25 protein-coding genes and 2 tRNA genes are annotated in these 24,792 nt (G+C 72.1%); 16 read left to right on the plus strand and 11 right to left on the minus strand.

Translation table 11 applies throughout. The annotated features are described in order from the left end of the window. Nucleotides 1–98 precede the first annotated feature (98 nt). Nucleotides 99–181, plus strand: a tRNA-Leu gene (locus tag HNR10_RS15985). Between the two features lie 328 nt (nt 182–509). After that, nucleotides 510–1,124 carry a TenA family protein gene (locus HNR10_RS15990; protein WP_179824417.1) on the plus strand — a complete coding sequence of 205 codons (615 nt, stop codon included), beginning with the start codon at nt 510–512 and terminating at the stop codon, nt 1,122–1,124. 60 nt (nt 1,125–1,184) lie between these two features. On the opposite strand, the gene HNR10_RS15995 is transcribed toward HNR10_RS15990, so the two are convergent. Then, on the minus strand, nt 1,185–1,754 hold the full coding sequence (locus tag HNR10_RS15995; protein WP_179824419.1) for an SSI family serine proteinase inhibitor: 570 nt from the start codon (nt 1,752–1,754) through the stop codon (nt 1,185–1,187). Between the two features lie 68 nt (nt 1,755–1,822). Here HNR10_RS15995 and HNR10_RS16000 point away from each other — a divergent pair, with 68 nt between their 5' ends. From HNR10_RS16000 to pheA, 7 genes are all read left to right on the plus strand, one after another. Next, on the plus strand, nt 1,823–2,155 hold the full coding sequence (locus HNR10_RS16000) for a rhodanese-like domain-containing protein (RefSeq protein ID WP_053618490.1): 333 nt from the start codon (nt 1,823–1,825) through the stop codon (nt 2,153–2,155). Between the two features lie 77 nt (nt 2,156–2,232). Then, the gene (locus HNR10_RS16005) at nt 2,233–4,320 is read left to right on the plus strand and encodes a PAS domain S-box protein (RefSeq protein ID WP_179824421.1); all 2,088 of its coding nucleotides are present in this window, start codon (nt 2,233–2,235) and stop codon (nt 4,318–4,320) included. A gap of 126 nt (nt 4,321–4,446) precedes the next feature. After that, nucleotides 4,447–5,046 (plus strand): ATP-binding protein, encoded by a 600-nt coding sequence (locus HNR10_RS16010; RefSeq protein WP_179824424.1) that lies wholly within the window; start codon nt 4,447–4,449, stop codon nt 5,044–5,046. Between the two features lie 586 nt (nt 5,047–5,632). Then, complete coding sequence (locus HNR10_RS16015) at nt 5,633–5,989, plus strand: STAS domain-containing protein (RefSeq protein WP_179824425.1); 357 nt, start codon at nt 5,633–5,635, stop codon at nt 5,987–5,989. 52 nt (nt 5,990–6,041) lie between these two features. Next, complete coding sequence (locus HNR10_RS16020) at nt 6,042–6,848, plus strand: glycosyltransferase family 2 protein (RefSeq protein ID WP_312889494.1); 807 nt, start codon at nt 6,042–6,044, stop codon at nt 6,846–6,848. A gap of 36 nt (nt 6,849–6,884) precedes the next feature. Then, nucleotides 6,885–7,724: a DUF4446 family protein gene (locus tag HNR10_RS30795; RefSeq protein ID WP_312889288.1), complete on the plus strand. Its 840-nt coding sequence runs from the start codon at nt 6,885–6,887 to the stop codon at nt 7,722–7,724. A gap of 10 nt (nt 7,725–7,734) precedes the next feature. Further along, complete coding sequence (pheA, locus tag HNR10_RS16030; RefSeq protein ID WP_179824429.1) at nt 7,735–8,682, plus strand: prephenate dehydratase; 948 nt, start codon at nt 7,735–7,737, stop codon at nt 8,680–8,682. Between the two features lie 9 nt (nt 8,683–8,691). On the opposite strand, the gene HNR10_RS16035 is transcribed toward pheA, so the two are convergent. After that, nucleotides 8,692–8,874, minus strand: coding sequence for a hypothetical protein (locus tag HNR10_RS16035; RefSeq protein WP_179824431.1), 183 nt, complete (start codon nt 8,872–8,874; stop codon nt 8,692–8,694). A 143-nt stretch (nt 8,875–9,017) separates the two neighbouring features. Between HNR10_RS16035 and serS the strand changes: the two genes are divergently transcribed. Next, a complete protein-coding gene (serS, locus tag HNR10_RS16040; RefSeq protein ID WP_179824433.1) occupies nt 9,018–10,295 on the plus strand; it encodes a serine--tRNA ligase in 1,278 nt (425 codons plus the stop codon). Nucleotides 10,296–10,554: 259 nt separating this feature from the next. On the opposite strand, the gene HNR10_RS16045 is transcribed toward serS, so the two are convergent. Both HNR10_RS16045 and HNR10_RS16050 read right to left on the minus strand, forming a co-directional pair. Continuing rightward, nucleotides 10,555–11,091, minus strand: a complete 537-nt coding sequence (locus HNR10_RS16045) for a bacterial proteasome activator family protein (RefSeq protein WP_179824435.1) — start codon at nt 11,089–11,091, stop codon at nt 10,555–10,557. Nucleotides 11,092–11,124: 33 nt separating this feature from the next. After that, nucleotides 11,125–12,099 (minus strand): NAD(P)H-quinone oxidoreductase, encoded by a 975-nt coding sequence (locus HNR10_RS16050; RefSeq protein ID WP_179824437.1) that lies wholly within the window; start codon nt 12,097–12,099, stop codon nt 11,125–11,127. A 178-nt stretch (nt 12,100–12,277) separates the two neighbouring features. Between HNR10_RS16050 and HNR10_RS16055 the strand changes: the two genes are divergently transcribed. The 3 genes from HNR10_RS16055 (at nt 12,278) to HNR10_RS16065 (ending at nt 16,065) form a co-directional block, all read left to right on the plus strand. Next, nucleotides 12,278–14,044 (plus strand): nucleotide-binding protein, encoded by a 1,767-nt coding sequence (locus tag HNR10_RS16055; protein WP_179824439.1) that lies wholly within the window; start codon nt 12,278–12,280, stop codon nt 14,042–14,044. Between the two features lie 82 nt (nt 14,045–14,126). Further along, nucleotides 14,127–15,041 carry a universal stress protein gene (locus tag HNR10_RS16060; RefSeq protein ID WP_179824441.1) on the plus strand — a complete coding sequence of 305 codons (915 nt, stop codon included), beginning with the start codon at nt 14,127–14,129 and terminating at the stop codon, nt 15,039–15,041. Between the two features lie 91 nt (nt 15,042–15,132). Further along, nucleotides 15,133–16,065 carry a universal stress protein gene (locus HNR10_RS16065; RefSeq protein WP_179824443.1) on the plus strand — a complete coding sequence of 311 codons (933 nt, stop codon included), beginning with the start codon at nt 15,133–15,135 and terminating at the stop codon, nt 16,063–16,065. A 68-nt stretch (nt 16,066–16,133) separates the two neighbouring features. Here HNR10_RS16065 and HNR10_RS16070 read toward each other — a convergent pair whose 3' ends face one another. The 4 genes from HNR10_RS16070 to HNR10_RS16085 form a co-directional block, all read right to left on the minus strand. Continuing rightward, entirely contained in the window at nt 16,134–16,529 is a 396-nt protein-coding gene (locus HNR10_RS16070; RefSeq protein ID WP_179824445.1) for a nuclear transport factor 2 family protein, read from the minus strand. A 160-nt stretch (nt 16,530–16,689) separates the two neighbouring features. Further along, nucleotides 16,690–16,778, minus strand: a tRNA-Ser gene (locus HNR10_RS16075). Between the two features lie 72 nt (nt 16,779–16,850). Continuing rightward, nucleotides 16,851–17,975 (minus strand): allantoicase, encoded by a 1,125-nt coding sequence (alc, locus tag HNR10_RS16080; protein WP_179824446.1) that lies wholly within the window; start codon nt 17,973–17,975, stop codon nt 16,851–16,853. 88 nt (nt 17,976–18,063) lie between these two features. Continuing rightward, on the minus strand, nt 18,064–18,990 hold the full coding sequence (locus HNR10_RS16085; protein ID WP_179824448.1) for a LysR family transcriptional regulator: 927 nt from the start codon (nt 18,988–18,990) through the stop codon (nt 18,064–18,066). 111 nt (nt 18,991–19,101) lie between these two features. Here HNR10_RS16085 and HNR10_RS16090 point away from each other — a divergent pair, with 111 nt between their 5' ends. Further along, nucleotides 19,102–19,560, plus strand: a complete 459-nt coding sequence (locus HNR10_RS16090; RefSeq protein WP_179829771.1) for a DUF4442 domain-containing protein — start codon at nt 19,102–19,104, stop codon at nt 19,558–19,560. Between the two features lie 130 nt (nt 19,561–19,690). Next, a complete protein-coding gene (dnaN, locus tag HNR10_RS16095) occupies nt 19,691–20,845 on the plus strand; it encodes a DNA polymerase III subunit beta (RefSeq protein WP_312889289.1) in 1,155 nt (384 codons plus the stop codon). 274 nt (nt 20,846–21,119) lie between these two features. Here dnaN and HNR10_RS16100 read toward each other — a convergent pair whose 3' ends face one another. The 3 genes from HNR10_RS16100 to HNR10_RS16110 all read right to left on the minus strand — a co-directional run bounded on the left by HNR10_RS16100 (nt 21,120) and on the right by HNR10_RS16110 (nt 23,250). Continuing rightward, nucleotides 21,120–21,920 (minus strand): DUF2786 domain-containing protein, encoded by an 801-nt coding sequence (locus HNR10_RS16100; RefSeq protein ID WP_179829773.1) that lies wholly within the window; start codon nt 21,918–21,920, stop codon nt 21,120–21,122. Between the two features lie 157 nt (nt 21,921–22,077). Then, nucleotides 22,078–22,515, minus strand: a complete 438-nt coding sequence (locus tag HNR10_RS16105; RefSeq protein ID WP_179824450.1) for a hypothetical protein — start codon at nt 22,513–22,515, stop codon at nt 22,078–22,080. 228 nt (nt 22,516–22,743) lie between these two features. Further along, the gene (locus tag HNR10_RS16110; protein WP_179824452.1) at nt 22,744–23,250 is read right to left on the minus strand and encodes an NUDIX hydrolase; all 507 of its coding nucleotides are present in this window, start codon (nt 23,248–23,250) and stop codon (nt 22,744–22,746) included. Nucleotides 23,251–23,417: 167 nt separating this feature from the next. On the opposite strand from HNR10_RS16110, the gene HNR10_RS16115 reads away from it, so the two are divergent. Beyond that, complete coding sequence (locus HNR10_RS16115) at nt 23,418–24,668, plus strand: hypothetical protein (RefSeq protein WP_312889290.1); 1,251 nt, start codon at nt 23,418–23,420, stop codon at nt 24,666–24,668. Nucleotides 24,669–24,792: the final 124 nt, after the last annotated feature.

The raw sequence follows: 24,792 nt of genomic DNA on the forward strand, positions 1-24,792 counted from the left end.
GAGCCGCGTTCAGACCGTGCTAGCCTTATCCATGTCGCCAGGCGAACGGCCCACACGAGGGCGGATCACCTGGCAATACAAGTGAATTGAGTTCACCCGGGCGGGTGGCGGAACGGTAGACGCGCACGGTTCAGGTCCGTGTGTCCGAAAGGATGTGAGGGTTCAAATCCCTCCTCGCCCACTTCTCTCCCGGGACGACCCTGTTCGCGCGTCAACGCGCTCACGGGGTCGTTCCGTCGTTTCTCCCGGGGGCAGCCCCCGGACCCCCGATAGGGGCTTCGCCCACCAAGATACCCGGTGATGATCGTGAAGCGATCGTCACCGGGTTTTCGCTTGTCCGGGGCCTCCGGGTTCCGGACACCCCGGATCCCGGGCGTTCCGGTCGGTCGGAGCGGGGCCGCAACCGGTCACGTGTCCTCTTCCCCCGCGCGTGGCGGCGGACCGGCACGGCCGGGGAGCCGACCGGCCCGGCCCTGGGCACGGATCCGGGCGGATGGCACACTTCGCTCGTGAGCACCATCGAACGACTCCATGAGATCGGGCGGCCCCTGGTCGCCGAGCAGCTGGCCCACCCGACCGTCGCCGGCATCGCCCGGGGCGACCTCGACGAGCGCGCCTTCCGCTACTGGCTGGAGCAGGACCACCTCTACCTGCTCGACTACGCGCGGGCGTTCTCCCGCCTGGCCTGGCAGGCGCCCGACGACCACCTGGCCGACCTCGTCGGGATCGCGCACAGCACGCTGAACGAGGAGTTGGAGCTGCACCGCTCGCTCTCCGGGGAGTTCGGCGCCGACCTGACCACGAAGGAGAAGGGTCCGGCGTGCGCGGCCTACACCGCGTGGCTGCTGGAGGCCGCCGCCGACTACCGCGACGGGCTCGCGGCCGTGTACCCCTGCATGTGGGGCTACAACACGCTCGGGCTCGAACTGGCGAAGTCGCGCCCGGCGGATCCGCGCTACGCGCGCTGGGTGGACACCTACGCCGACCCGGAGTTCACCCGGCTGACCGAGCACTACGGGCGCCGGCTGGAGGAGGCCGAGCCGGACCCGGAGCGGGCCGAGCGCTTCTTCCTGGAGGGCATGCGCCACGAGGTGGCCTTCTGGGACACGCCCTACACGTCCTGAACCGCCCACGCCGGTGCCGGGAGGGGCCGGTCCGGGCGGACGGGCCCCTCCCGGCCGGGGTCAGAACGTGATGACGGTCTCGACCGTCTCGAAGCGGTCGATCTCGCAACCGCCGACCTTGTTGAACTCGGTGTCGATCTCTGTGTCGCCGATGTGGCCGGTGACGTGGACGACCTCGGGGCCGCCCATCTGCATCGTGCACATCATGTCGCTGGTGTCCATGAGGAACGGCTCGGTGCCGACCTCGGCGATCTCGTCACAGGCCGCTTCGGCCTCGGGGTGGTCGCCGCCGACGGGGCCGCAGGTGAGCGTCCACACGCCCTCCTCGTAACCGGCCTCCGGGGTGAGGGCCTCGTCGTCGCCGAGGGTGCGTTCGATCGTGAGGGCGGTGTCGGCCGCGGGAGGGGTCGCTTCGGTGTCGTCGGGGGCCTGGGTGTCGTCGTCCGGTTCGGGGGACGCCTCCTGGTCGTCCTCGTCCGGGGCGGAGGGAGAGGCGGATTCCTGTTCTGCCTCGGGAGCGGCCGTGCCCACCTCGTCTGGCTCGTTGCCGCAGGCCGTGATAAGCAGGCCAAGGGCTGCGAGTGCGGCGAGGCGGGCCGGCAGGGCCGTGGCGATGGTGAGCTGAGCCATACAGTTTGGACGAACCCCGTCCATGCGTGGTTCCATCCATCTCGACGAAATGACGACCAGGGGGCGAAATGTTCGGTGGGGGAGTCCCGGAGACGGGCGTCACGGAGGTGCCCGAGGACGGGTACCTGCTCGATGTGCGCGAGGACGACGAGTGGCGGGCCGGTCACGCGCCCGACGCGGTGCACATCCCGCTCGGTGAGCTCGGCGGGCGGGCCGACGAGGTGCCCAAGGACCGGAAGGTGTACGTGGTGTGCCGGGTCGGCGGCCGGTCGGCGCAGGCGGTCATGGCACTGAACCAGGCGGGTTGGGACTCGGTCAACGTCGCGGGCGGCATGGCGGCCTGGGAGCGCGCCGGACGCGAGATGGCGGCCGAGGCCGACGCCGAACCGCGCGTGGTGTGAGCACCGATCCGCGAGGAATTCGATCGGATTGCGCAAAGCCCTGCCACTGAGGCGCTCCCGGGTGGCACTATGACGACGTGAGTTCCGAGCGCGCGCCCCTCAGCGCCGATGCCGTGCTGGCCTCATCAGCGGACGCCGTGGTCGGCATCGACAGCGAGCGCCGAGTCACCGTCTGGAATCCGGCGGCCGAGCGCATGTTCGGCTGGCGCGAGGACGAGGTGCTCGGACGGGAACTGCCGATCGTCCCGGCCGAGCTGACGGCCGAGCACGGCGCGGTGCTCGAACAGGTGCGCGCCGGAAGCCCGCTGGCCGTGTTCACGCGGCGCGTGCGTAAGGACAGCGCTGTCATCGACGTCCGCATCAACACCAGCTGTGCCCGCGACGGCGACGGCGGGCACATCGGCTGGGTGCAGACGCTCTCCCCGTGGAACGAGGTGCAGGTCCAGTCGGCGGCCATGGAACGGGCCCGGCTGGTGCGCCGCCTCACCGACGTGGTGGCCGACATCAACGCCGACCTCAGCCTGAAGTCGGTCCTGGACCGGATCTCCGGCAGTCTCACGGAACTGACCGGGGCCGACGCCGGCGGGTTCGTGCTGCTCAACGAGGACCGGGTCGAGCTGGTCAGCCTCACCGACCTGTCCGACGACCTCCACGGGTACAGCGCTCCCCTGGAGACCAGCCTGTTCGGTGAGCTGCTGCGCAGCGGCAAGTCGGTCCTGCTGGCCAACGACGACACCCGGACGCTGGACGACCTGGTCTGGGCGGACCTGCCGGGGCTGCACACCATCGCCCTGTGCGTGTCCAACGTGCACGGACGCCCCTACGGCGCGCTGTACGCGCTCTACAGCCAGCGCAGGGTCGGACACGTCGAGCTGGAGCTGCTCGAACTGCTGGCGGCGCACGCCGGCGTCGCGATCGGCAACGCGATGGCCTACGAGGAGCTCAACCTCCAGCGGGTCCACGAACAGGCGGTGTCGGACTCCAGCGCCGACGGGATCGCCGTGCTCGACTTCGGCGGGCGTATCCGCAAGTGGAACCGCTCCGCCGTGGAGCTCACCGGCTACCCCGTGGAGGCGGTCGAGGGCCGCCATCCTCCGTTCCCCCTGCCCGCGTCGCACGGTGAGCCGATCAAGCACCAGCTCAAGGACGGGCGCTGGCTGGAGATCCTCATGGCGCGGATCCCGCGCACGCACGAGTGGGTGGTGGACTTCCGCGACATCACGGCGCAGAAGGCGCTGGAGACCGAGCAGGAGTTCTTCCTGGCCACCACGGGACACGAGCTGCGCACCCCCATCACGGTCATCCAGGGGTACGCGACCACCCTGATGCGCAAGTGGGACCGGCTCTCCGCGCAGGCCCAGCGCGAGGCGGTCGGCACCATCGCCGAGCGGTCGGCCACGCTCTCCGCTCTCGTGGACCGGCTCCGGCTGGGGTCGGACGTGGCGCGCGGGGAGCTCGACGTCAAGCGCGTCCGCTTCGACCTGCGGGAACTCCTGCGCCGGTCGGTCACCGCCTTCAAACCGCTCTCGGAGCGGCACGACATGACCCTGGAGGCCGAGGGCGAGCTCGCGCGGACGGTCGGGGACCCCCTGGCCACGGGCATCATCATGGACCAGTTGCTGGACAACGCCATCAAGTTCTCGCCCGAGGGCGGCACCGTGCGCGTGAGTGCCCGGGCGGAGGGCGAGCACGTGACGGTGCTCGTGGACGACGAGGGGCTGGGCGTGGTCCCCGGGGATGAGGACCGCATCTTCGACCGCTTCGTACAGTCCGGGGTGCGCGGGGACCGGCGCGGCTTCGGCGGTCTCGGCCTGGGGCTGTACATCGTCCGCCAGCTCGCGCGGGAACAGGGCGGCGAGGTCACCGCGCACCGGCGGGAGCGGGGGACGCGGATGCGCCTGACCCTGCCCCGGCACGGCGACGAGTCCCCGGACGCCGCGGAGGCGGCCGCAGGGGTGCGGGCGCCGGGCCACGCGTCGGTCCGGGGCCGGACGCGCGAGCGCGGGGGGCGGTCGTCGCCCGGGGAGGTGCCGTTACCACCCGTGCCACCCGCTCGGGTGTCGCAGGGGCAACCTCCGCCCCAAGAAACATCAAACTCCACAAAAGCCGCAGAAGCCTTGCCACGCCAGCGATCCGTGCCTCGGGGCGCCGGTCATCGGCCGTGATTCATCTCCTGGTGGGTTTCCCCCCGAGGTGATCGGGGCATTTCCACCCCTGGTGGAATTCGCTGGCACACTTCGGGCGGGTTCCGGACCGACCGAGAAGGACCGAAACGCGCAGGGAAGAAAGCCGTGTCTGGAGACCACACACCACGTGACGCCGTCAACGGCCGCCACCAGGTCGAGCGGAGCGTCACTCTTCCCTACACCTCGGCCAGCGTCACCGGCGCCCGCCAGCGCCTGTGCAGCGACCTGCGCGCCGTGGAGATCGGCGAGGGCCGGGTCGACGACGCCGCCCTCATCCTCAGCGAACTCGTCAGCAACGCGCTGCGCCATGCGAGCCCCCTGTGCACACCGGACGACCCCGACGGCTGCGTCGGGGTCTCCTGGCGAGTGGAGATCGACCGCGGCGCCACGGGCGGCGGCTGGGTCGAGCTCGCGGTCCGCGACGGCGGCTCCAGCACGATGCCGCGGGTGGCCCGCCCCTCCATCTCCGGACTCGGCGGGCGCGGGCTGGGCATCGTGCAGACGCTGTCCGGGCGCTGGGGCACCGAGATGGACGCCACCACCACGACCGTGTGGGCGGTGCTGGACCTGTCCGCCGACGACGTGGCGACCGCGCGCGACATCAGGACCGAGGTGACGGCGGACGGCGACCACGGGGGCGCCGACATCGTGGAGCTGCGGCTGCGCGTGCGGCAGAGCGCCCCGGCGTGGGGCGCGCTGCTCTGAGCTTTTTTGGGCCTCCGCCTGTGCTTTTCTGGGGCCTCCGCTCGTGCCCACGCCGTCGCCCGCCACCACCCTCAACGGACGCCTGCGGCGCAGTCCTTCTAGCTTTGGCCCGTGCTCGTGCGCCCGGAAGACGCGCCCTTCGGTCCTTCCGGTGCACTCCCTCGTTCCTCGGGAGTGCACCTCCAGGCCCTCCAGGACGCGTCGGCGCCCTCGCAAGCTCGGGCGCGGGGCGCTGGGAGGCCAGTGTTCTTCGTCGTCGACTTGCCTTGCTCGTTCCTCGCTGCGGCCCCGTCTCCTCCTGCAGAACACTGGCGCGCCCCGAGCCAACCCCCCAGCGGTCCCCAAAGCTGAACGGCCTGCCTCTCACCCCCTGGGGTCGAGGTAGGACGCATTCGTGCGGTTCCGACCCCCTGGGGATCCGTAGGGCTGTGGCTGCATTTCAGCCCGGGCGGCGACATCCCCCGCAACGCTCTGGGTGTCACGGCCTGGGGTCTGAGCTGGGGTGTGTGCGGAGGAAGGGGATCGTTGTCGCGAAACGCCGCCAACGAGGTGGCCACGGAGTGACGGGGCCGCTACAGTCACGACTGTGGAGTTGAACATATCGAGCCGATCTCAGGACGATCTCGCAGTTGTCACCGTGGGTGGTGAGGTCGACCTGTACACGGCACCCCAGTTGCGCAACGAGCTCGTCGACGCCTTGGAAGACGGCGCACGACGGCTGGTCATCGACATGTCGCGGGTGGAGTTCTGCGACTCGACCGGCATCAGTGTGCTGTTGTCCGCGATGAAGCGGTCGCGTGACAAGGACGGCGACCTCGAACTCGTGGCGCCCAAGCCAGCGGTCATGAAGGTTCTCGAGGTCACGGGCCTGGACGAGGTGTTCGTCATCCATGCCGACCTCGACGCCCTCCCGGTGGCCGCGGGAACCGGCAACGCGTCGTAGACCGGCCGTGGGTCAAGGGGAGGCCGACGTACCGGTGCAGACGGGCATCGCCGTGATCATCGCGGCCAAGGACGAAGCGGCGCGGATCGGTCCGACCGTCGAGGAGGCCAGAGGGCTGCCCGGCGTGGACCTCGTGATCGTGGTGGACGACGGTTCCACCGACGCCACCGTCGCGCGTGCGCTCGACGCGGGCGCACGCGTGCTCAAGCACCGGCGCAACCGCGGCAAGGGCGCGGCCATGCAGACCGGTGCGGAGGGCGTCCGCCGGATCGAACAGCGCGAGGCCGACGACGGCACCGCCGCGGGCGGACCGCGCCACCTGCTCTTCCTCGACGCCGACCTCGGCGGAACCGCGGCCGAAGCGGCTCCGCTGATCGAACCCGTCCGCCGGGGGGACGCCGACATGGCGATCGCGCTCTTCCCCGCCACCCGGCTGCGCCTGGGCGGACACGGGTTCGTGGTGCGACTCGCTCGGAACGGGGTCCTGCGCGCCACCGGATGGGAGCCCGAACAGCCGCTGAACGGGCAGCGCTGCATCACGCGGGCGGCCTTCGACGCCGCCACGCCGCTCGCCCGGGGCTTCGGCGTCGAGACGGGGCTGACCATCGACGTGCTCCGCGCCGGCTTCCGGGTGGTCGAGGTGGAGGTGCCGCTGGAGCACCGGGCCACCGGCACCGACCTGCGGGCCCAGCTCCACCGCGCCCACCAGTTCACGGACGTGGCCAGGGCGCTCGCCGCGCGCGAGCTGCGGCCGACCCTGCGGCGCCAGTGGGACCGCGCCCGGGGACGAGCGGTCGCCGCTCCGGGTGAGCTGTCCCGAAAAATCATCCCAATGTTCCTTGGGAATCGCCTGGAGTAGCCCCATGGGTGCGGTGTGTAGCGCTACGCTCGCGCTGTGTTCACTACGATCCTGGCTTCGATAGGCATGCTCGCGGGCCTGGGCGGGCTCATCTGCGGCGGATACGCGCTGACCAGGGCCCGGGCGGTCACCAGCGAATCACAGGCACTCGCCGACCGGGCGGCCGCGGCGGGCGCCGCCGGCACCGACCCGCGTGCGGTCCGGGACGTGGCGGTGCTCCACTACGACGCGCTCGAGGAGATGTCGGGCGCCCGGTCGTTCTCCTTGGCGATGCTCAACAGTGACGGCGACGGGGTGGTCCTCACGTCCATCAACGGGCGGACCGAGTCGCGCACCTACGCCAAGGCCATCACCCGCGGCGACGCCGAGAGCCTGCTCAGCCCCGAGGAGTACCGGGTCATCCGCTCCGCACGCCTGGGCGACGGTGTCGGATCGGGGATCCCGGTCACGGTGCCGCGGCCGACGCCGAGCGGTGACGCCGCGAAGGACGCGGACGCGCCGGACGACCTGCGGGTCACCGTCCTGGCCGCCGACGAGGACGCGGAGGACGCCGAGGCGTCGACGGAGGCGGCCGCCGAGGCGGAGTCCAGCGACGGGGACGAGACCAACGCGGGCACGGAGCCCGACGGCACCGAGACGGACGGCGATACCAAGGCCGACGCTGATGAGGCCGGCGCCGACGCCAAGGCCGGCGCCGACGCCAAGGCCGACGCCGGCGCCGACGCCAAGGCCGACGCCAAGGCCGACGCCGACGCCGACGGCGGCGGTCCCGGTGGGCGCTCGCGCGGCGAGCGGACCGGTGCCGGGCGGGTCGGACGCGACGCCGCCTCCGCCCGTTCCCGGCGCGACCGCACCCGCGACGGCCGACCCGTATAACCTGAACAGCATGCCCAACCGTTACGCCTACCTCGGCCCCGAGGGCACCTTCACCGAAGCCGCCATGCGCGATCTGCGCCCGGACGCGCCCGACGAGGCGCGCATCCCGTGTGACAGTGTCGCCTCCGTCTTCGACGCGGTCCGCTCGGGGGCGGTGGACGGCGGTGTCGTTCCGCTGGAGAACTCGGTCGAGGGCGGGGTCACCGCCACGATCGCCGAACTCATCAACGGCGAGCCCCTGCTCATCACCGGGCAGACCGCCGTACCGGTGGAGTTCGCGCTCTTCGCGCGCCCGGGCACGGCCCTGGAGGACGTCAAGCGGGTGGCGACCCACCCGCACGCGCTCGCCCAGTGCCGCGGTTGGCTCGCCCAGCACCTGCCGGACGCCGACACCCACACCGTGTCCTCCACGGCCGCCGCCGCGCGCACCGTGGCCGAGCCGGGCGCCCCCTTCGACGCCGCGATCTGCGCGGTGTTCGCCGGGGAGAGGTACGGGCTGCGCGCCCTGGCCGGCAACGTGGGCGACCGGTCCGACGCCGCGACCCGGTTCATCCACCTGTCCCGGCCCGGCCCGCTGCCCGAGCCCACGGGCACCGACCTGACGTCACTGGTCGCCTTCATCGCGGACGACCACCCCGGCGCCCTGATCGAGGTCCTCAACCAGTTCGCGGTCCGCGGGGTCAACCTCACCCGCCTGGAGTCCCGGCCGACCGGGGACCGGCTGGGCAACTACTGCTTCTGCATCGACGCCGAGGGCCACGTGGCCGAGGCGCGCGTCGGCGAGGCGCTCATGGGCATCCGCCGCGTCTGCCGCGACGTGCGCTTCCTCGGCAGCTATCCGCGCAGCGGCCGCACCGACGACCTCGATCCGCCGCTGCGCCCGCGCTCCACCACCGACGCCGACTTCGCCGAGGCCGAGCGCTGGCTCGCGCGGATCCGCTCCGGCCAGGTCGACTGAGCGGCCGGATCAGCACACCTCGTACTGTTCCTCCTCGTCGTCACTGGCGTCGAAGACCCACTCCTCCTTCGCGGCCCGCCGCAGCTCCAGGTACAGCGCCAGCCGCAGCGCGGTGTCCTCGGGGCGCACGCTGTCCAGGGCCTCCAGGGCCTCGTTGAGTTCCTGGGTGGTCATCTCGCGCAGTGCCTTCACACCGTCCTCCTCCACGGTCGCCGTCCGGCCGCGCGGTCCCGCCGGCGGCCCCCTCGTGGAATGGACGGCGCAGGTGCCCGGCCATGACGCGACTGGCGGAAAAGATGTCGGGCCCGGCGGGCCCTGACGGTAACCTGCTTGACGTGATCGACCTTCGCGCACTCCGAGATGACCCCGAACGACTCCGAGCCTCGCAGCGGGCCCGAGGCGAGGACCCCTCCGTCGCCGACCGCCTGCTCGAACTGGACTCCGGCCGCCGTGCCGCGCTGACCCGGTTCGAGACCCTGCGCGCCGAGCAGAAGAGCGTGGGCAAGTCGGTCTCCAAGGCGTCGGCCGAGGAGCGCGAGGAGCTGCTCGCGCGGGCCAAGTCGCTGTCCGCCGAGGTCAAGGAGGCCGAGGCGGAGGCGGGCAGGCTCGGCGACGAGCTGAACGCCGCGCTCGCGCGCGTGCCCAACCTCGTGCAGGAGGGCGCCCCCGAGGGCGGCGTCGACGACTTCCGCGTCATGGAGACCGTGGGGACGCCGCGCGAGTTCGACTTCACCCCGCGCGACCACCTGGAGCTGGGCGAGATGCTCGGCGCCATCGACATGGAGCGCGGCGCCAAGGTCTCCGGTGCCCGTTTCTACTTCCTCACCGGTGTGGGCGCGCAGCTGGAGCTGGCGCTGCTCAACATGGCGATGAACCAGGCCGTCGAGGCCGGTTTCACCCCGATGATCCCGCCGGTGCTGGTCAAGCCCGAGACCATGGAGGGCACGGGGTTCCTCGGCGAGCACTCCGACGAGATCTACCACCTGCCCGCGGACGACCTGTACCTGGTCGGCACCTCCGAGGTGCCGCTGGCCGGATACCACGCCGCCGAGATCCTGCCCGCCGACGACCTGCCCAACCGGTACATCGGCTGGTCGCCCTGCTTCCGCCGGGAGGCCGGGTCCTACGGCAAGGACACCCGGGGCATCATCCGCGTCCACCAGTTCAACAAGGTGGAGATGTTCGTCTACGCCCACCCGGACACCGCGGACGAGGAGCACCTGCGGCTGCTCGCGTGGGAGCGGGAGATGCTGGACAAGCTGGAGCTGCCCTACCGCGTGGTGGACATCGCCGGCGGCGACCTGGGGACGAGTGCGGCCCGCAAGTACGACTGCGAGGCGTGGGTGCCCACCCAGGAGACCTACCGGGAGCTCACCTCCACGTCGAACTGCACGGACTTCCAGGCCCGCCGCCTCAACGTGCGCTTCCGCGGTGAGGACGGCAGGCCCCGCTTCGCCGCCACGCTCAACGGCACGCTGGCCACGACCCGCTGGATCGTCGCGATCCTGGAGAACCACCAGCGCGAGGACGGCTCCGTGGTCGTGCCCGAGGCACTGCGCCCGTACCTGGGCCGCGACGTCATCGAGCCGGTCACCCCGCCCAGGAAGGGCTGACCTCGATCCCGCCCCCTGGGCCGCGTCCCAGGGCTCGGGCACGCGCCCCAGGGGTGTGAAGCCGCACGCAACGGCCTACCTCGACCGCAGGGGTCGGAGGTAGGCCGTTCGGCTATGCGGTGTGCAGCGGGGTTGGAGCTGCAGAAGACGGCCTACCTCCACCCCAGTGGGTGAGAGGCAGGCCGTTCGGCTTTGGGGGTGTGCAGGGGGTTGGCTCCCCGGCGCCCCGAGTGCGCGGCCGAGCCTGCGAGGGCGCCAACTAGAGGTACGGCCCCGAACCGGCGTTCGGCTCCCCACCGGGTCCGCCCTGGCCCTGGAGGCCGCCCACCCCGGGCGGCAGTGCCTTGCGCATGTTCTCCAGCTGGGCGCGAGCGGCCATCTGCTGGGCGAACAGGGTCGTCTGGATGCCGTGGAACAGCCCTTCCAGCCACCCGACGAGCTGGGCCTGCGCGATCCGGAGTTCCGCGTCGCTGGGCGCCGAGCCCTCCGCGAACGGCAGGGTGAGCCGCTCCAGCTCCTCGATGAGCTCGGGGGCCAGTCCGTCCTCCAGCTCCTTGATGGAGGACGTGTGGATCTCCTTGAGGCGTGCCCGGCTGGCCTCGTCGAGGGGGGCCGCCTTCACCTCGTCCAAAAGCTGGCGGATCATGCTGCCGATCCGCATCACCTTGGCGGGCTGCTCCACCATGTCGGCGAGGGTGCGGGGCTCCTCGGTGCCCTCCTCCGGTTCGCCCGTGTGCTCATCGGACCCCATCACCAGCACCTGGGGCCGTTCGTTCTGGTCGTCTGCGCTGCTCATCAGTCCCCTTCAGCGGATGTCGTCGGCGCGTCGTCAGCGGGTGAGAAGGATCTTGCCGGTGTGCGCGCTCGATTCCATGACTCGGTGTGCCTCCGCCGCGTCCCTGAGGGGTACCTCGCGGTCCACGACGGGGCGGATGGTTCCTTTTTCTACCAACGGCCAGACCTGTTCGAGTACTCCCGCGGTGATGGCCGCCTTCTCTGCGGCGGGCCGTGAACGCAGTGTGGTGGCGTGGACCGACAGGCGCTTGGCGAGCATACGCCCCAGATCGGCCTCCGCCCTGCGGCCGCCCATGAGGCCGATGATCACCAGCCGGCCGTTCGTGGACAGGGAACGCAGGTTCGCGTCCAGGTAGGAGCCGCCCATGATGTCGAGGATCAGGTCGGCACCGCCCTCGGCGCGCATCCGCTCGGTGAAGTCCTCGGTGCGGTAGTTGATGGTGATGTCGGCGCCGAGCTCACGGCAGCGCTCCAGCTTGGCGTCGCTGCCGGCGGTTACCGCCACCCGGGCTCCGAGGGCACGGGCGAACTGGATGGCGAACGTGCCGATGCCGCTGCCCCCGCCGTGCACGAGGAAGGTCTCCCCCTCCTTGAGGCCGCCGACCATGACCAGGTTGGACCAGACGGTGCAGGCCACCTCGGGCAGCGCGGCCGCCTCGACGAGGCCGACGCCCTTGGGGACGGGCAGGAGCTGGCCGACGGGGACGGCGACCCGCTCGGCGTAGCCGCCGCCGGTCAGCAGCGCGCAGACGGGATCGCCCACGCTCCAGCCGGACTCCTCGGTGCCGGGGCCGAGGGCGGCCACGGTGCCCGAGCACTCCAGGCCGGGGTACTCGGAGGCGCCGGCCGGGGGCGGGTAGTTGCCCTGGCGCTGGGCGACGTCCGCGCGGTTGGCCGCGCTCGCGGCGATGTCCACCAGGACCTCGCCTTCGGCGGGGACCGGGTCGGGGACCTCGGTCCATGACAGGACGTCGGGTCCTCCGGGCTCTGGGATACGGATCGCGTACATGACGCAGACAGTACCCAGCGCGGGGCCGGGCCACATCCCCGGATTGCTCTGTTCACGCCCCCTTCGAGGATGCTTTGCTGTGCTTGTGCGGGTAGGAGTGCAGACGGGGTCCCCGGTGCTCCTCCCCACGGAGCACGCGCCCCCACACGGCTCAACCCCTCTACGCAGGAGAACGACGGTGGCAGACCAGGAACACAGCGGTCCGGGCGGCGGTCCCGACGAGGGGACCGACCCGACCGTCGAGGAGCGCTCCGAGGCACTCCGGGAACCGTCGGAGGACGACGCGGAGGAGCTCGGCGAGACGGCCACCGAGGTCACGCGGTTCCCGGAGCCGGCCGCCCCGTCGCCCCGGGAACAGTGGTTCGGCGGCTTCGACGGCGCGGCGCCGCCCCCGCCGCCCTACGCCCGGCTGCCCGAGAACTCCACGGGCGACGGCACCCCGCCCGCCGGGACGGCCGGCCCGCCGCAGGGCGCGCCGCCTCCCGAGCCGGGGACGGGTGTGGCGGCACCGCCGCCGGCCGGGGAGGACCGGGCGGCCGACCCGCCGGAGGAGGAGCTGGGCGGCGGCACGGTTCGGCTCCTGCCCGGCCCGCGCAACCGGCGACCCATCCGTCCCACGCGTCCCACACGTCCCGGCGGGGGCGCCGCGGACCCGCTCGGTCCGAGGAAGCTGCGCGGCGACTCCGACGTGCCCGAACCGGAACAGCTGCCCCCGCTGGACACGGAGCGCGTCGAACCCTCGGGTGCGGCGCCGCCGGAGGCCCCGGCCGCGGACACCGACGTCGTCCGCCCGCCGCGGCCCACCGCCCGGGAGGGCACGGAGGAGGACGGGACCCTCCCGCTCGCGCCCGGCACGGGCTCGTCCACGGTGCCCGCCCCGCCGCCGGAGGCCCCGGCCGCGTCGAGCCCGTGGGCGTCCTCGGCGCCCGGTTCGCGCGGCGGCTCCCCGGGTCCGCCCGCTCCCGCCGGCACGCCGTCCGGCCCCCGGTGGGACCAGGAGCGGCCCCCGGCCGAGCACGGCGAGACCTCGGACTCGCTCAACGCCGCCACCCTGGTCCGCAACCGCCGCCAGGGTCCCAGTACCGGCTGGCGCAGGGCCGTGCACGCCGCGACCCTGGGCCTGGTCAACCCGGGCGAGTCGGCGCGGGTCCTGCACCGGCGCGAACTCGTCGCCCGGGCGTCCACACCGGTCGCGTCCGGACACCACCGGGTGGCCGTGCTCAGCCTCAAGGGCGGTGTCGGCAAGACCACGACCACGGTCGCCCTCGGTGCGACACTCGCGTCGCTGCGCGGCGACCGGGTCCTGGCCGTGGACGCCAACCCCGACCGCGGCACGCTGTCGGACAAGGTGCGCCTGGAGACGGCCGCGACCATCCGCGACCTGCTCAACGAACGGCACCTGGTGGCGCGCTACGCCGACATCCGCGGCTTCACCTCCCAGGCGCCCAGCCGCCTGGAGATCCTGGCCTCGGACCGGGACCCCGCGGTGTCGGAGGCCTTCAGCGACGCCGACTACCGGGAGGTCGCCCGGATCGTCGAGCACTTCTACTCCATCTGCATCACCGACTGCGGCACCGGACTCCTGCACTCGGCGATGCGCGGCGTGCTGGGCCTGGCCGACCAGGTCGTCCTGGTCAGCTCGGCGTCCGTGGACGGCGCCCGCAGCGCCAGCGCCACGCTCGACTGGCTGGAGGCCCACGGTCACGGCCCACTCGTGCGGGGCGCGGTCGTGGTGCTGTCGATGGTGCGTTCCAACAGCAAGAGCAGTGTCGACCTGGGACGACTGGAGGAGCACTTCGCGGGGCGCTGCCGCGCCGTGGTGCGGGTGCCCTGGGACGGACACCTGGAGGAGGGCGCCGAGGTGGACCTGGAACAGCTGGCGACCGCGACCAGGGAGTCCTATCTGCGGCTCGCCGCGTCCGTGGGCGAGGCCTTCGGCCGGTAGCGGGGGGACAACGCGCGGAGGGGCGCCTGCCCGGTCGACGGCCCGTCCCTGTCGGACAATGGAGACGAGGGAAGGGTTGAGGATGAACGCACAGGAACGCCCGCCCGCGGTGGTCGTCGGCGTGGACGGCTCACCCGCCGCCCGTGCCGCCCTGCTCTGGGCGGTCGACGAGGCGGACCGGCGGCGGGAACAGCTGAGGATCGTGCACGGAATGGGGCTGGCGTCGAAGCTGGGCGTCCACCCCCTGCCCGACCGTGCCGCGGTGGAGGAGGACCTCGTGGAGGGCGGCCGCGCGCTGCTCGCCGAGAGCGTGGACGCCGCCCGCCGGGCCAGACCGGAGGTGGAGGTGGTCGACGTCCTGGCGGAGGACGACGCGCCCGCCGTGCTCCTCGACGACGCCCGGCACGGGGACGTGATCGTGGTGGGCTCGCGCGGGCTCGGCGGGATCAGGGCGATCATGCTGGGCTCGGTGAGCGCGCGGACGTCCTCGCACGCGCCGTGCCCGGTGGTGGTGGTCCCGGACGCCGACCGGCCGCGGCGGCGCCGGGGGCGGATCGTGGTCGGGGTGGACGGGTCGGACTCCTCGCACCGCGCGCTGCGCTTCGGTCTGCGCGAGGCGCTGGTCAGCGAGTCCGAGGTGGTGGTCGTCAACAGCTGGGAGGTGCCGCTGCCGGCGGACGTGGACTCGGCGGCGGTCGACGCGCAGTCGGTCCACGAGGAGGTCTTCGACCGCCAGTCGGAGGAGGTCGTCGCCGGGGTGCTGGCCGAGGTCATCGACGACAGCACCGAACACCTGGAGATCAGTGCCGTCCGGATGCAGGCCAATCCGGTGGAGGCGCTGCTCAAGGCCGGCGAGGACGCGGACCTGATCGTGGTGGGCTCGCGCGGCCGCGGCGGGGTCCGCGGCCTGGTGATGGGTTCGGTCAGCCAGGGGGTGCTGCACCACGCCCGCGTCCCGGTGGCCGTCCTGCCGCCGCACTCGGACGAGACCGAGTGACCCGGAGGTAGGGTCTTTCGGCCCTGTGCCGATCCCACATCGCGGTGCCTTCCTACGTCAGGATGGTCCGTGGCTCTCAGGGGGAGGAAGCATGGCAGACAGTGAACGCACAGCCCACGTGGTGGTGGGGTACGACGGGTCCGACCACGCCGACGCGGCGGTCGAGTGGGCCGCGGTCGAGGCGGTCCGCAGGGACGTGCCGCTGAGGCTGGTGCACGCGTTGGGGATGCCGTTGATCGTGAGCGCGTACGGGGGGCCGACGCGCTTCGAGCCGACCGACGACATGCGGGGACACGCCACCGAGGTGCTCGCCACGGCGTCCGAGCGGGCCCGCTCGGTGCGGCCCTCGGTGGTCGTGGAGACGGTGACCACGCTGGAGGACGCGCCGCTGGCGCTGCTGCGCCAGAGCCACCCAGGCGACCTGATCGTGGTCGGCACGCGTGGACTGGGCAGTGTGGCGTCGATGTTCGTGGGCTCGGTGAGCCTGCGCGTGGCGAGCCAGGCGCCCTGCCCCGTGGTGGTGGTTCCGACCGCCGAGGACAAGAAGCCCGCGACGACGTCGCTCGACAAGGTCGTGGTCGGCGTCGACGGCGGTGCGAACTCCCGTCGTGCCCTGGGCCTGGCGATGGACCTGGCCGAGGAGTCCGGCGGCGAGGTCGTGGTCGTCCACAGCTGGGACATCCCGTTCGCCTACGACCCGGTCGCACTGACCGCGTCGGGGTGGCAGCCGCAGGAGGAGCTGTTCGAGGAGCAGTCCGAGAAGCTGGTGGCGGAGCTGCTCGCCGACGTGGTCGACGAACGGCCCGAGCACTCCGAGGTGACGGTCAGCGTGGTGCGCACGAGGTCCCGTCCGGCCGAGGCGCTGCTGGAGGCGGCCACGGGCGCGGACGCCATCGTGGTGGGGTCGCGCGGGCGCGGCAGCGTGCGGGGCCTGCTGCTGGGCTCGGTGAGCCAGACGGTGCTGCACCACTCCACGATCCCGGTGGTGGTCCTGCCCCGGCACGCGGACGAGGAACCGGAGTAGGCGCGGGTACACCGCGGTCCCCGCGCTCCGGGCGGGGACCGCGCCGGGCCGGTGGGAGTCCGGGCCGCTCAGCCGGTCTCGGCCGTGGCGAGGTGGGTGAGCGCGCACCTCCAGAGGCCGTCACGGCGCACGAACACGTCCGTCACCCATTCGTCGGCGTCGAAGCGCCGCCCACGGAAGTACGCCGTGTTCGTCGCCCGTCCGGTCACGACGGCCGTGTCGCCCGCGTCGCCGTAGACGCGGACGCGGAAGGAGCCCGTGTCCCGCATCGCGGAGTGGGTCAGGTCCCCGGAGCGGACGTGGCCGAGGAACTCCTCCCGGGTCCCCACGCCCCGGCCCGAGACGATCACCCAGTCGTCCGTCATGAACGACCCGATCCGGTCGGGGTCGTTGGCGACGATCGCCGCCGACCAGTCCCGTTCCACGGCCACGAGGTGCTCGTGCGCGTGCTCTGCGGCGCTCATGCCGGAAAGGTACCCCGCCGAACCTTCCGGTACCCGGCCGCGCGAAAGGCGAAGGCCGGTGGTCACCGGGCCGTGTGCACCATATGTGCATCGACCCTGAACCACCGGCCTTCGCCGTGTCCTACGGAAGCCCCCGACCTGCGGAGACTTCCGGATTCTGCGGAGGGTGTGGGATTTGAACCCACGAAGCCCCGTCAAGGACTTGGTGCTTTTCAAGAGCACTGCACTCGGCCGCTATGCGAACCCTCCCGGGGAGAGCGGATCTCCGCGAGCCATGGTAGCCCACGACGCCGCGGTCGTCGCGGCGCCGTGGGCGGTCCGTCAGCCGGTGAGGGCGTTCCACCGGCCGGTGAGGGCGCGTCGGCCGGTCTCGGTCAGCGAGCCGAAGACGTGCAGGCGGGACATGCCGCCGTCCGGGAAGACGTCCGTGCGCACGTGGGTGGCGGTCACGGGCGCGTCCAGGACGAAGCGGTGCACGCTGTCGGGCTGCAGGCGGGTGCGGCCCACGATCTCGAACCAGGTGTCCGGGTCGGTCTCGGCGTCGCGGCCCAGGATGGTGACCCAGCCCGCCGAGTTGCCCTTGAGGTAGGCGGTGTCGAGTTCGACGGCGCGGACGGAGGCCTGCGCGGTGAGCCGGAAGCGCACCCAGTCGTTGCCATTGTCGCGGCGGCGGCGGTTCTCCCAGCCGTCGTCCATCTTCGCCGAGCGGCCCGGCGTGATGATGTTCTCCGGCGGGGAGTAGAAGCGGTCCGAGGCGTCCTCCACGACGCCGCCGTTCTCCAGGGCGGCCACGTCGAAGCCCTCCAGGGCGGAGAGCCAGGCGGGGTCGACGACCGACTCGCCGTACACGCGCAGGCGGGCCACGCCGCCGTCCGGGAACTGCTTGAGGCGCAGGTGGGTCCACCGGCGCTCCTGGGCGACCTCGAACCCGTTGGCCGCGTGCCCGTACACGTAGGTGCGGGGTACGATCTCGGTCCACTCGGCGGCGAGCAGTTCGTCGGTGGAGGGGGTGCCCTCCACGTGGGCGGCCTCGACGCTGATCTCGCGCGGGTGGTTGCCGCGGAAGTGGGCGGTGTCCACGACCAGGCCGCGGACGACGCCGGGCAGGCCCAGGCGTACGAGTGCCCAGTCGTGGTCGTCGTCGGTGGGGTGCGGCTGCTCGGCGCTCACGCCGCGGCGGCGCCGGGTCTCCCACCCGTCCATGACCTTGCCCTTGTGGCCGAACAGGTGCGGGTCGAACACCGCGGGCCCGGTCTTGAGGAGGTTCTCGCGCTGGGCGAAGAACTCGTCGTTGGCGGCGACGACTCCGCCTCCCAGTCGGCGATCGGCGAGGTCGACGAGGGCGGAGAAGTCGAGCTTGGTGTCCTTGTAGTCGGCGAAGGGGTCGCCGCCCTGGTACGGCTGTGCGTTGTAGGCGCTCGGATCGACGGGCTGGGTCGCGGTCATGCTTCTCCCGAAGGGTCGGTTGATCGGTCTGCCTCCAGACTGACAGGCAGAATTGATCACGTCCATCGAGAGTTTTCGATCAGTATGTTCAGCTGAGCTGAACGTTTGATCGCGCGATTCCCTGGGCCGTCTCGGTGAGGTACCGGGTGACCTGGACGATCTGCGGGCGCCGGCTCGCGCCCGCGCGCACGGCGGTGACCACGTGCCGGCGGGGCTGGTCGGCGGCGAGGACGCGCAGGGCGACGCCCGGCGTGCGCTCCGGCGCGGCCAGCCGGGGCAGCAGGGCGGTCCCCATCCCCGCCGCGACCATGTCGAGGATGGCCCGCCAGTCGGCCGCCACGTGCGCCTGCCGCGGGGCGAAGCCGGCCTGGGCGCACGCGGACACGGTGATGTCGTGCCAGGGGCCGGCGTCGCCGTAGATCCAGGGCTCGTCGGCGAGGTCGGCCAGGCGCAGGCCGGGGGAGTTGGCCAGCCGGTGGTGCGCGGGCAGGGCGACGTCCAGGGGGTCGGTGAGCAGCTCCGTGCGGTCGTAGCGCCCGTCCTGGCCGGTGGGGGCCTCGGCCGCCAGGGACAGGCCGATGTCGACCTCCCCGGCGGCGAGGAGGTCGTAGACCTCGGCCGCCTCGGCCTGGTGGACCCGGACGGTCAGACCCGGGTGGTCGCGGCGCAGGGCGGTGAGCGCGGGCACGACCAGCGAGGGGATGGCGGTCGCGAACGAACCCACCCGGACGTGCCCGGACTCCCCGCGGGCGAAGCCGTCGAGTTCGGCCTCGGCCCGTTCGAGCTGGGCCAGCACCAGGTCGGTGTGGCGGAGCAGGACGTGCGCGGCGTCGGTCAGGCGGACGCGGCGCCCGTGGGCCTCCAGGAGGGGGACGCCGACCTGGGCGGCGAGGGAGGACAGCTGTTGGGACACCGCGGACGGTGTCATGTGCAGGGCCGCCGCGGTGGCCCTGACGGTGCCCAGCTCGTCGAGGGTGCGCAGGACGCGCAGTTTGCGTAGGTCCCAGTCGGTCATGCTCCCAGAACTACCATTCAGCTCCGCTTAACGGGTGGCGGATCGGGCGATGCGGCTCGGGTGGGTGGCACGGAGTGGTTACTCGGCAGTAACATCGTGGGTATGGCAGACATGAACGCCGAGACGGCGGAAGCGGTCAAGTCCGGATTCCTGGCCTCCGTGCCCTTCGCGCGGACCCTGGGCGTGACCTTCACGGACCTCGACTTCGGGCGCGCGGTGATGCGGCTCCCCGACAACGCAGAGCATCACAACCACGTCGGCGGTCCCCACGCCGGCGCCATGTTCACCCTGGCCGAGTCCGCCTCCGGTGCCATCGTCATCGGCACCTTCGGCGACCAGCTCGACCGGGCCGTGCCGCTGGCGGTGAGCGCCGAGATCCAGTACCTCAAGCTCGCCATGGGCGACGTGACGGCGGAGGCCGTGCTCGGGCGTTCGCGCGAGGAGGTCGTCGCCGACCTCGACGAGGGGCGGCGGCCCGAGTTCCCGGTCGAGATCGAGCTGCGTACGGACGACGGGACCGTCACCGGCCGCATGACGGTGCTCTGGACCCTGAAGCCGAACCGGAAGTAGCCCGGACGGACCGCCCGGCCGAGCCGGCGGGCCGGTCCGCGCGGTCGCGGATCGGCCCCCGCCTCCGGCGTCGAATGTCCGTGCTCATGGGTACGTTCACCACGAGGTTCGACCATGAGGAGGCCCTACCGTGAAGCTGCGAGTGGATCGCGACGCGTTCGCCGAGGCGGTGGCCTGGACGGCCCGCGCCCTGCCCACCCGCCCGGCCGTCCCGGTGCTCGCGGGAACCCGGATGGAGGTCGCGGCCGACGGCACGTCGCTGCACCTGTCCGGCTTCGACTACGAGGTCTCCACGCGCGCCTCGGTGGAGGTGCTCTCCGAGGAGGGCGGCGCGGCCCTGGTCCCCGGGCGCCTGCTCGCCGAGATCGTGCGCAACCTGCCGCCGGGGTCGGTGTTCATCGACTCCGACGGCACCAAGCTGCTGATCACCGGCGGCGCCGCGCGCTTCACCCTCATCACCATGCCGCTGGAGGACTACCCGTCACTGCCGGGCATGCCCGGGCGGATCGGCTCGGTGCCCGCCGACCCCTTCGCCGCCGCCGTGCGCCAGGTCTGCCCGGCGGCCAGCCGCGACGACACCCTGCCCATGCTCACCGGCGCCTACCTGGACTTCAGCGGCGACACCCTGAGCGTCGTGGCCACCGACCGCTACCGCATCGCCGTCCGCGAGCTGTGGTGGAGCCCGGAGGATCCGGGGGTGGACCTGGCCGCGCTCGTCCCGGCACGCACGCTGCAGGACACCGTCAAGGGCATGATCGGCAGGTCCAACGTGGACGTCGCCCTGTCCACGGTCAGCGTGGGCGAGGGAGTCGCCCTCTCCCCGGGCGAGGGCATGATCGGCTTCGAGAACGGAGAGCGGCGCACCACCACCCGGCTGATCGACAGCGACTTCGTCAAGTACGAGTCGTGGTTCCCCCGGGAGTTCGGTGCGCGCGCCGAGGTGGCGGTGGCGCCGCTGAGCGAGGCCGTGAAGCGGGTGGCGCTGGTCGCCGACCGCAACACGCCCCTGCGGCTGGCCTTCACCCCGGGTGAGGTGGTGCTGGAGGCCGGTTCGGGAGAGGACGCCCAGGCGGTCGAGGCGATCGAGGTCGGCTACGAGGGCGATCCCCTGCGGATCGCCTTCCGGCCCGACTACCTCCTCGACGGGCTGTCGGGGGTGGAGACCGACACCGCCTACCTGAACTTCACCGAACCGACCAAGCCCGCGGTGTTCACCGACGTGCCCGCCAAGGAGGGCGACGCCCCGGCGTTCCGCTACCTCGTCCAGCCCCTGAGAGTGCCCTGAGCGGTCGCTCGTGACGTCGCCGGGGTCGCCCCGGCGTGTCCACAGAGTTATCCACAGGCTGGTCCGCGGGTCTGTGGATAACTCAGGGTCATCACCCACGGAAACACCCGAAACACCCTCGGAAAGCTCTCGGATTTCCGCATTGACGTGGGAAAACGCCACATGGGCCGATTCTGTGCACAGCCTGTGGACAACGTCGGCGGTTCAGCGGAGTGAGTGCCCCCGAACACCCGCGAGCGGGCGTGCGAGGGCGCCGGGAGCACGGTTCGGCGGGTCAGTCGCTCTCGGCCAGCGCGGAGGTCCCGCCACTGCTCAGCGGCGTGTCCAGGCCCAGCTGCGCCTGACGGCCGCGGCGGTATCCGGCGCGCGCGCCGGCCGCGCTGTGCGTGCGCTCCGGGCGGTGCTTGCGCAACTGGGGGAACTGCTTCTGGAACTCCTCGTTCACCCGGTGCACGTCGTCCCGCAGAATCAGTTCCGCGCCGCGCGAGCGCGCCCCTTCGGCCGAACCGGAAACCCCTTCTGGAGCCGCCGATTCCTGCAAACGGGCGCGGAACTCACGAATGCGTTCCGCGACGGCCTGCCCGTAGGCGCGCACGAACGACCGGTAGTAGCGCTTGCGCTCCGTCTCCAGTTCCGAGCGCGTGTAGTTGCGCAGTTCCCGGATGTCGGTGACGTGCGAGGAGCTCATGAACTTCGCCGACGCCTCCATCTGCATGGAGATCGACGGCATCAGCATGCGCAGCGCGTCCAGCGCGTCGACCGTTCCCACCAGGATGATGGTCCGGTCCGTGTTCTCGGACGTGTTGCCCCGGACCGCCGACTGGCAGCCGTAGGCCGCCGCGATGTCGGCCAGTGCCCGGACCCGGGCCTTACCGTGGCCGCCCACCCCCGGGACCGTGTAGTCCATGCGGCTGATCGCGTCGGGTTCCTCGCCCCGCTCTGCGCGGGCCTCGGCCTCGGCGATCGCGTGGCGGGTCATCAGCTCGGCGGCCTTGGCGGTGAACGCCTGGCTCTCGGCATCAGTCACCGAGGGGTCCTCCGCCATGCGGAGGAGCCCTCGGACCCGCTCGACCATCTTCTGACGAGCAGCTTCAGTCATCGGCGCCGGTTGTCTCCCGTAGGTGAGTGTCGTCTGTCCCGCCTCCGGACAGGAAACACCGAGCCTAGGCCCTCTTGTTCCTCGCCACCATCTCGGTGGCGCTCCAGAGGGCCGGCGGGCGGTCGCACCGCGCCTAGTTCTTGTTGCCGGCGACCATCGCCACGACGCCGATGAGGACCCACAGCACCAGCCCCACACCCAGTCCAGCGAAGAGGGCGCCGAACAGACCGCTGAAGATCGCGAAGCTTCCGATCACGGATGCGATATAGGTCATCACGGCCGTGGCGCCGCCGCCGAGCAGTGCCGGGGCGGTCGCGTAGCGGAAGGGGTAGGTCGCCGCCCAGCGGCGGCCGCGGCGGTCGCCCTTCTTGCTCAGGACACCGCCGACCCCGCCGATGAGGGCGAAGAAGAAGATGCCGGTCGAGACGGCGGTGGGGATACCGGCCAGACCGAAGTTCATGAGAAAGGAGAGCGCACCGGTCACAGTGCCGCCCAGCAGTGACGCCCCCCAGGGCCAGATCATCGTCGCCGAGGCGACGGGAGTGAATGCGTTGCCGCGCTCCAGCGTCATGTTCACCGCTCCAGTCGAATCGCGTGACGCCCGCTCTTCGCCGGGGCGTCCCATCCAGGATGCAAGGTCGGGGCTCCGCGCGCATCAGGGCCTGTCCCTGACTTACCCCCGAGGCCGCACCCCGGCACCTGCGCTGGGATACGGTCACTGATTTCGGTCGGACCCGCCGCCCGGTTCGGTACCGCCCCGGAGGCGGCCTGACGCCGAGCACCTCACAGGGACCAACGATCAGCCGGAGGCGGAAGTGCCCGGTTCGGCCAGACTCACCGCCGCCACGAGGTCGGCGTGCAGGCGCGGCCAGGCGGTGCGGAACGCGGGCAGGAGGGGGAGCGCCGTGGTGTCGGCCACGGGTACCCAGCGGATCTCCTCGCTCTCGGTGTTGGCCGCCCGGTAGGGCCGCAGGTCGGGCACGCTCGCGAGGAAGGTGTCGTAGCGCCACACGTCGAGGTCGTGCTCGTGCGCGCCGAGCACCGTGTAGCCCTCCAGGTCCCCCGACACCTCTTCGCGGAACTCGCGGACCGCGGCCTCCAGAGGGGTCTCGTCGCGGTTGCGCGCACCGCCCGGGATCCCCCACATGCCGCCCATGTGGGTCCAGCCCGCCCGGTGCTGGAGCAGCACGTGGCCGGTTCCGGCCATGTCCCTGGCGTACAGCAGGAGCCCGGCCGCGCCGTAGACCCCCCACCGCCGGGACCCGTCCGGCAGCTTCACCCAGCCGTTTCCGTCGACCTCGCGCATCCAGCCCTCCCGCTTCGCGTCGCGTGTGTTCGGCAGCGGCCGCCCGCCGCCGGGACCCGACCGTGGAACGCCAGGGGTCCCTCACGGTCATGCCCGCTAATCTCTATGAACCTATGGCCAGACCGACGTCTTCCGCAGTCCTTCTCCCGGCGTACACGATCGACCTCGTGTGGCGCTACTGGGTGCCGCTGCTGTGCGTCTACACGGCCGGCATGCTCGTGCACTCGCTGCTCATGCGCGGCCTGGTGGCCTTCTCCGACGTCAACTCGACGCTGCCGCTGGCCGGGCTCGGTCTGACCCTGCTCGTCACGCTGATCACGTTCGTCGTCATGTTCCAGCTGGTGCGGCCGAGCCTGCGCACCATCGACAGCGAGCTGAGCGCCGAGCCGGTGCGCCGGCACAAGAGGACCGGGTTCGTCGAACGCGAGCGCCGCGTCGTCGACGGTGTGGCTCTGGCGATCCTGCCCTTCCTCCTCTTCTACGGGGCGTGGGGGCTGATCGCCGAGGAGTACAACATCTACAGCATCAGCCTCCTCAACACCGAGGGGCTGGAGGCCTTCGCCGAACCGACCACGCTGAGCTGGTACGGGATGCCGCTGGCCGTGGCGGCGGTGGCGTGGATCCTGCGGCGGGTGTGCGGGCGGTTCTACGAGTCGAGCCGCAACCCGGCGCTGGGCGTCCTCACCGCCCTCTTCGAGGGCGTGTGGATGTTCATGTTCCTGTTCTCCCTGGGGCACCTGGTCACCGAGGCACAGACGTGGCTGACCAGCCGGGTCGGGTGGGTGACGGTCAAGGAGTCGCTCGCCGTCTCCGTCGACGGCCTGGGCACGATGGTGGACCTCCCCCACCTGTCGGACACCGCGGCCGCCGCGATCGCGTCCCTGTGGGCCTCGCTCAAGGCGGGTGTGGCCGGTCCGCTGCTGTGGCTGACCATCGCCGCCGTGATCTACCGCGCCGAGGTGGACGATCACGACGACTACCTGGCGGAGCCCGGTCGGAGGGGCGACCTCGGCCGCGTGGCGGACAAGGCGATCCGGGCCGGCAAGGCGTTCGGTGAGGCCATCGGCAAGGACCTGTACGGCAAGTACACGCCGTGCCTCAACGCCCTGCGCTTCGTGCTCGGCGTCGGGCCCGTGTTCTACCTGTCGTTCTGCCTGGCGTTCGTGGTGCTGGACGTGGTGTTCAGCCAGCTCGGCCGGGCGGTGTACGTGGTGATGGGTCCGGGCTCGTTCGCCGGTGAGTGGTGGCCGTGGCTCCAACCGGTCGACTTCGTCGTGGAGGCCGCGCACATGGTGCTGCGGGTGTGCCTGCTGGGCGCGGCGTTCGAGATCGCCCTGCGCAAGGCGGAGCACAGCAGCCCGGGACGCCGGGTGTGGCGGGTGGCCAACCACGCGCTCGGGCGGCCGGTCCGCCGCTGAGCCGGGGTCGGCGGGGCCGGAAGGGTCAGAGGGGCCGGAGGGCCGTGGCGGGACGTAGGGGCCCAGCCTGACCCGACCGGGCCCGGCGGGGCTGTGGCGGGGCCGTGGCGGCCTGGAACGGGAT

It is taken from the genome of Nocardiopsis aegyptia (genome assembly GCF_013410755.1).
Classification (GTDB): Bacteria; Actinomycetota; Actinomycetes; order Streptosporangiales; family Streptosporangiaceae; genus Nocardiopsis; species Nocardiopsis aegyptia.

Coding starts and splice junctions, on each gene's coding strand:
- pheA (WP_179824429.1), top strand. CDS start 7,735: ATGCCCAACCGTTACGCCTACCTCGGCCCCGAGGGCACCTTCACCGAA.
- HNR10_RS16045 (WP_179824435.1), bottom strand. CDS start 11,091: ATGAGCAGCGCAGACGACCAGAACGAACGGCCCCAGGTGCTGGTGATG.
- HNR10_RS16110 (WP_179824452.1), bottom strand. CDS start 23,250: ATGCGCGAGGTCGACGGAAACGGCTGGGTGAAGCTGCCGGACGGGTCC.
- HNR10_RS16065 (WP_179824443.1), top strand. CDS start 15,133: ATGGCAGACAGTGAACGCACAGCCCACGTGGTGGTGGGGTACGACGGG.
- HNR10_RS16070 (WP_179824445.1), bottom strand. CDS start 16,529: ATGAGCGCCGCAGAGCACGCGCACGAGCACCTCGTGGCCGTGGAACGG.
- HNR10_RS16060 (WP_179824441.1), top strand. CDS start 14,127: ATGAACGCACAGGAACGCCCGCCCGCGGTGGTCGTCGGCGTGGACGGC.
- HNR10_RS16090 (WP_179829771.1), top strand. CDS start 19,102: ATGAACGCCGAGACGGCGGAAGCGGTCAAGTCCGGATTCCTGGCCTCC.
- HNR10_RS16100 (WP_179829773.1), bottom strand. CDS start 21,920: ATGGTCGAGCGGGTCCGAGGGCTCCTCCGCATGGCGGAGGACCCCTCG.
- alc (WP_179824446.1), bottom strand. CDS start 17,975: ATGACCGCGACCCAGCCCGTCGATCCGAGCGCCTACAACGCACAGCCG.
- HNR10_RS16050 (WP_179824437.1), bottom strand. CDS start 12,099: ATGTACGCGATCCGTATCCCAGAGCCCGGAGGACCCGACGTCCTGTCA.
- HNR10_RS16105 (WP_179824450.1), bottom strand. CDS start 22,515: ATGACGCTGGAGCGCGGCAACGCATTCACTCCCGTCGCCTCGGCGACG.
- HNR10_RS16085 (WP_179824448.1), bottom strand. CDS start 18,990: ATGACCGACTGGGACCTACGCAAACTGCGCGTCCTGCGCACCCTCGAC.
- HNR10_RS15995 (WP_179824419.1), bottom strand. CDS start 1,754: ATGGCTCAGCTCACCATCGCCACGGCCCTGCCGGCCCGCCTCGCCGCA.
- HNR10_RS16000 (WP_053618490.1), top strand. CDS start 1,823: ATGTTCGGTGGGGGAGTCCCGGAGACGGGCGTCACGGAGGTGCCCGAG.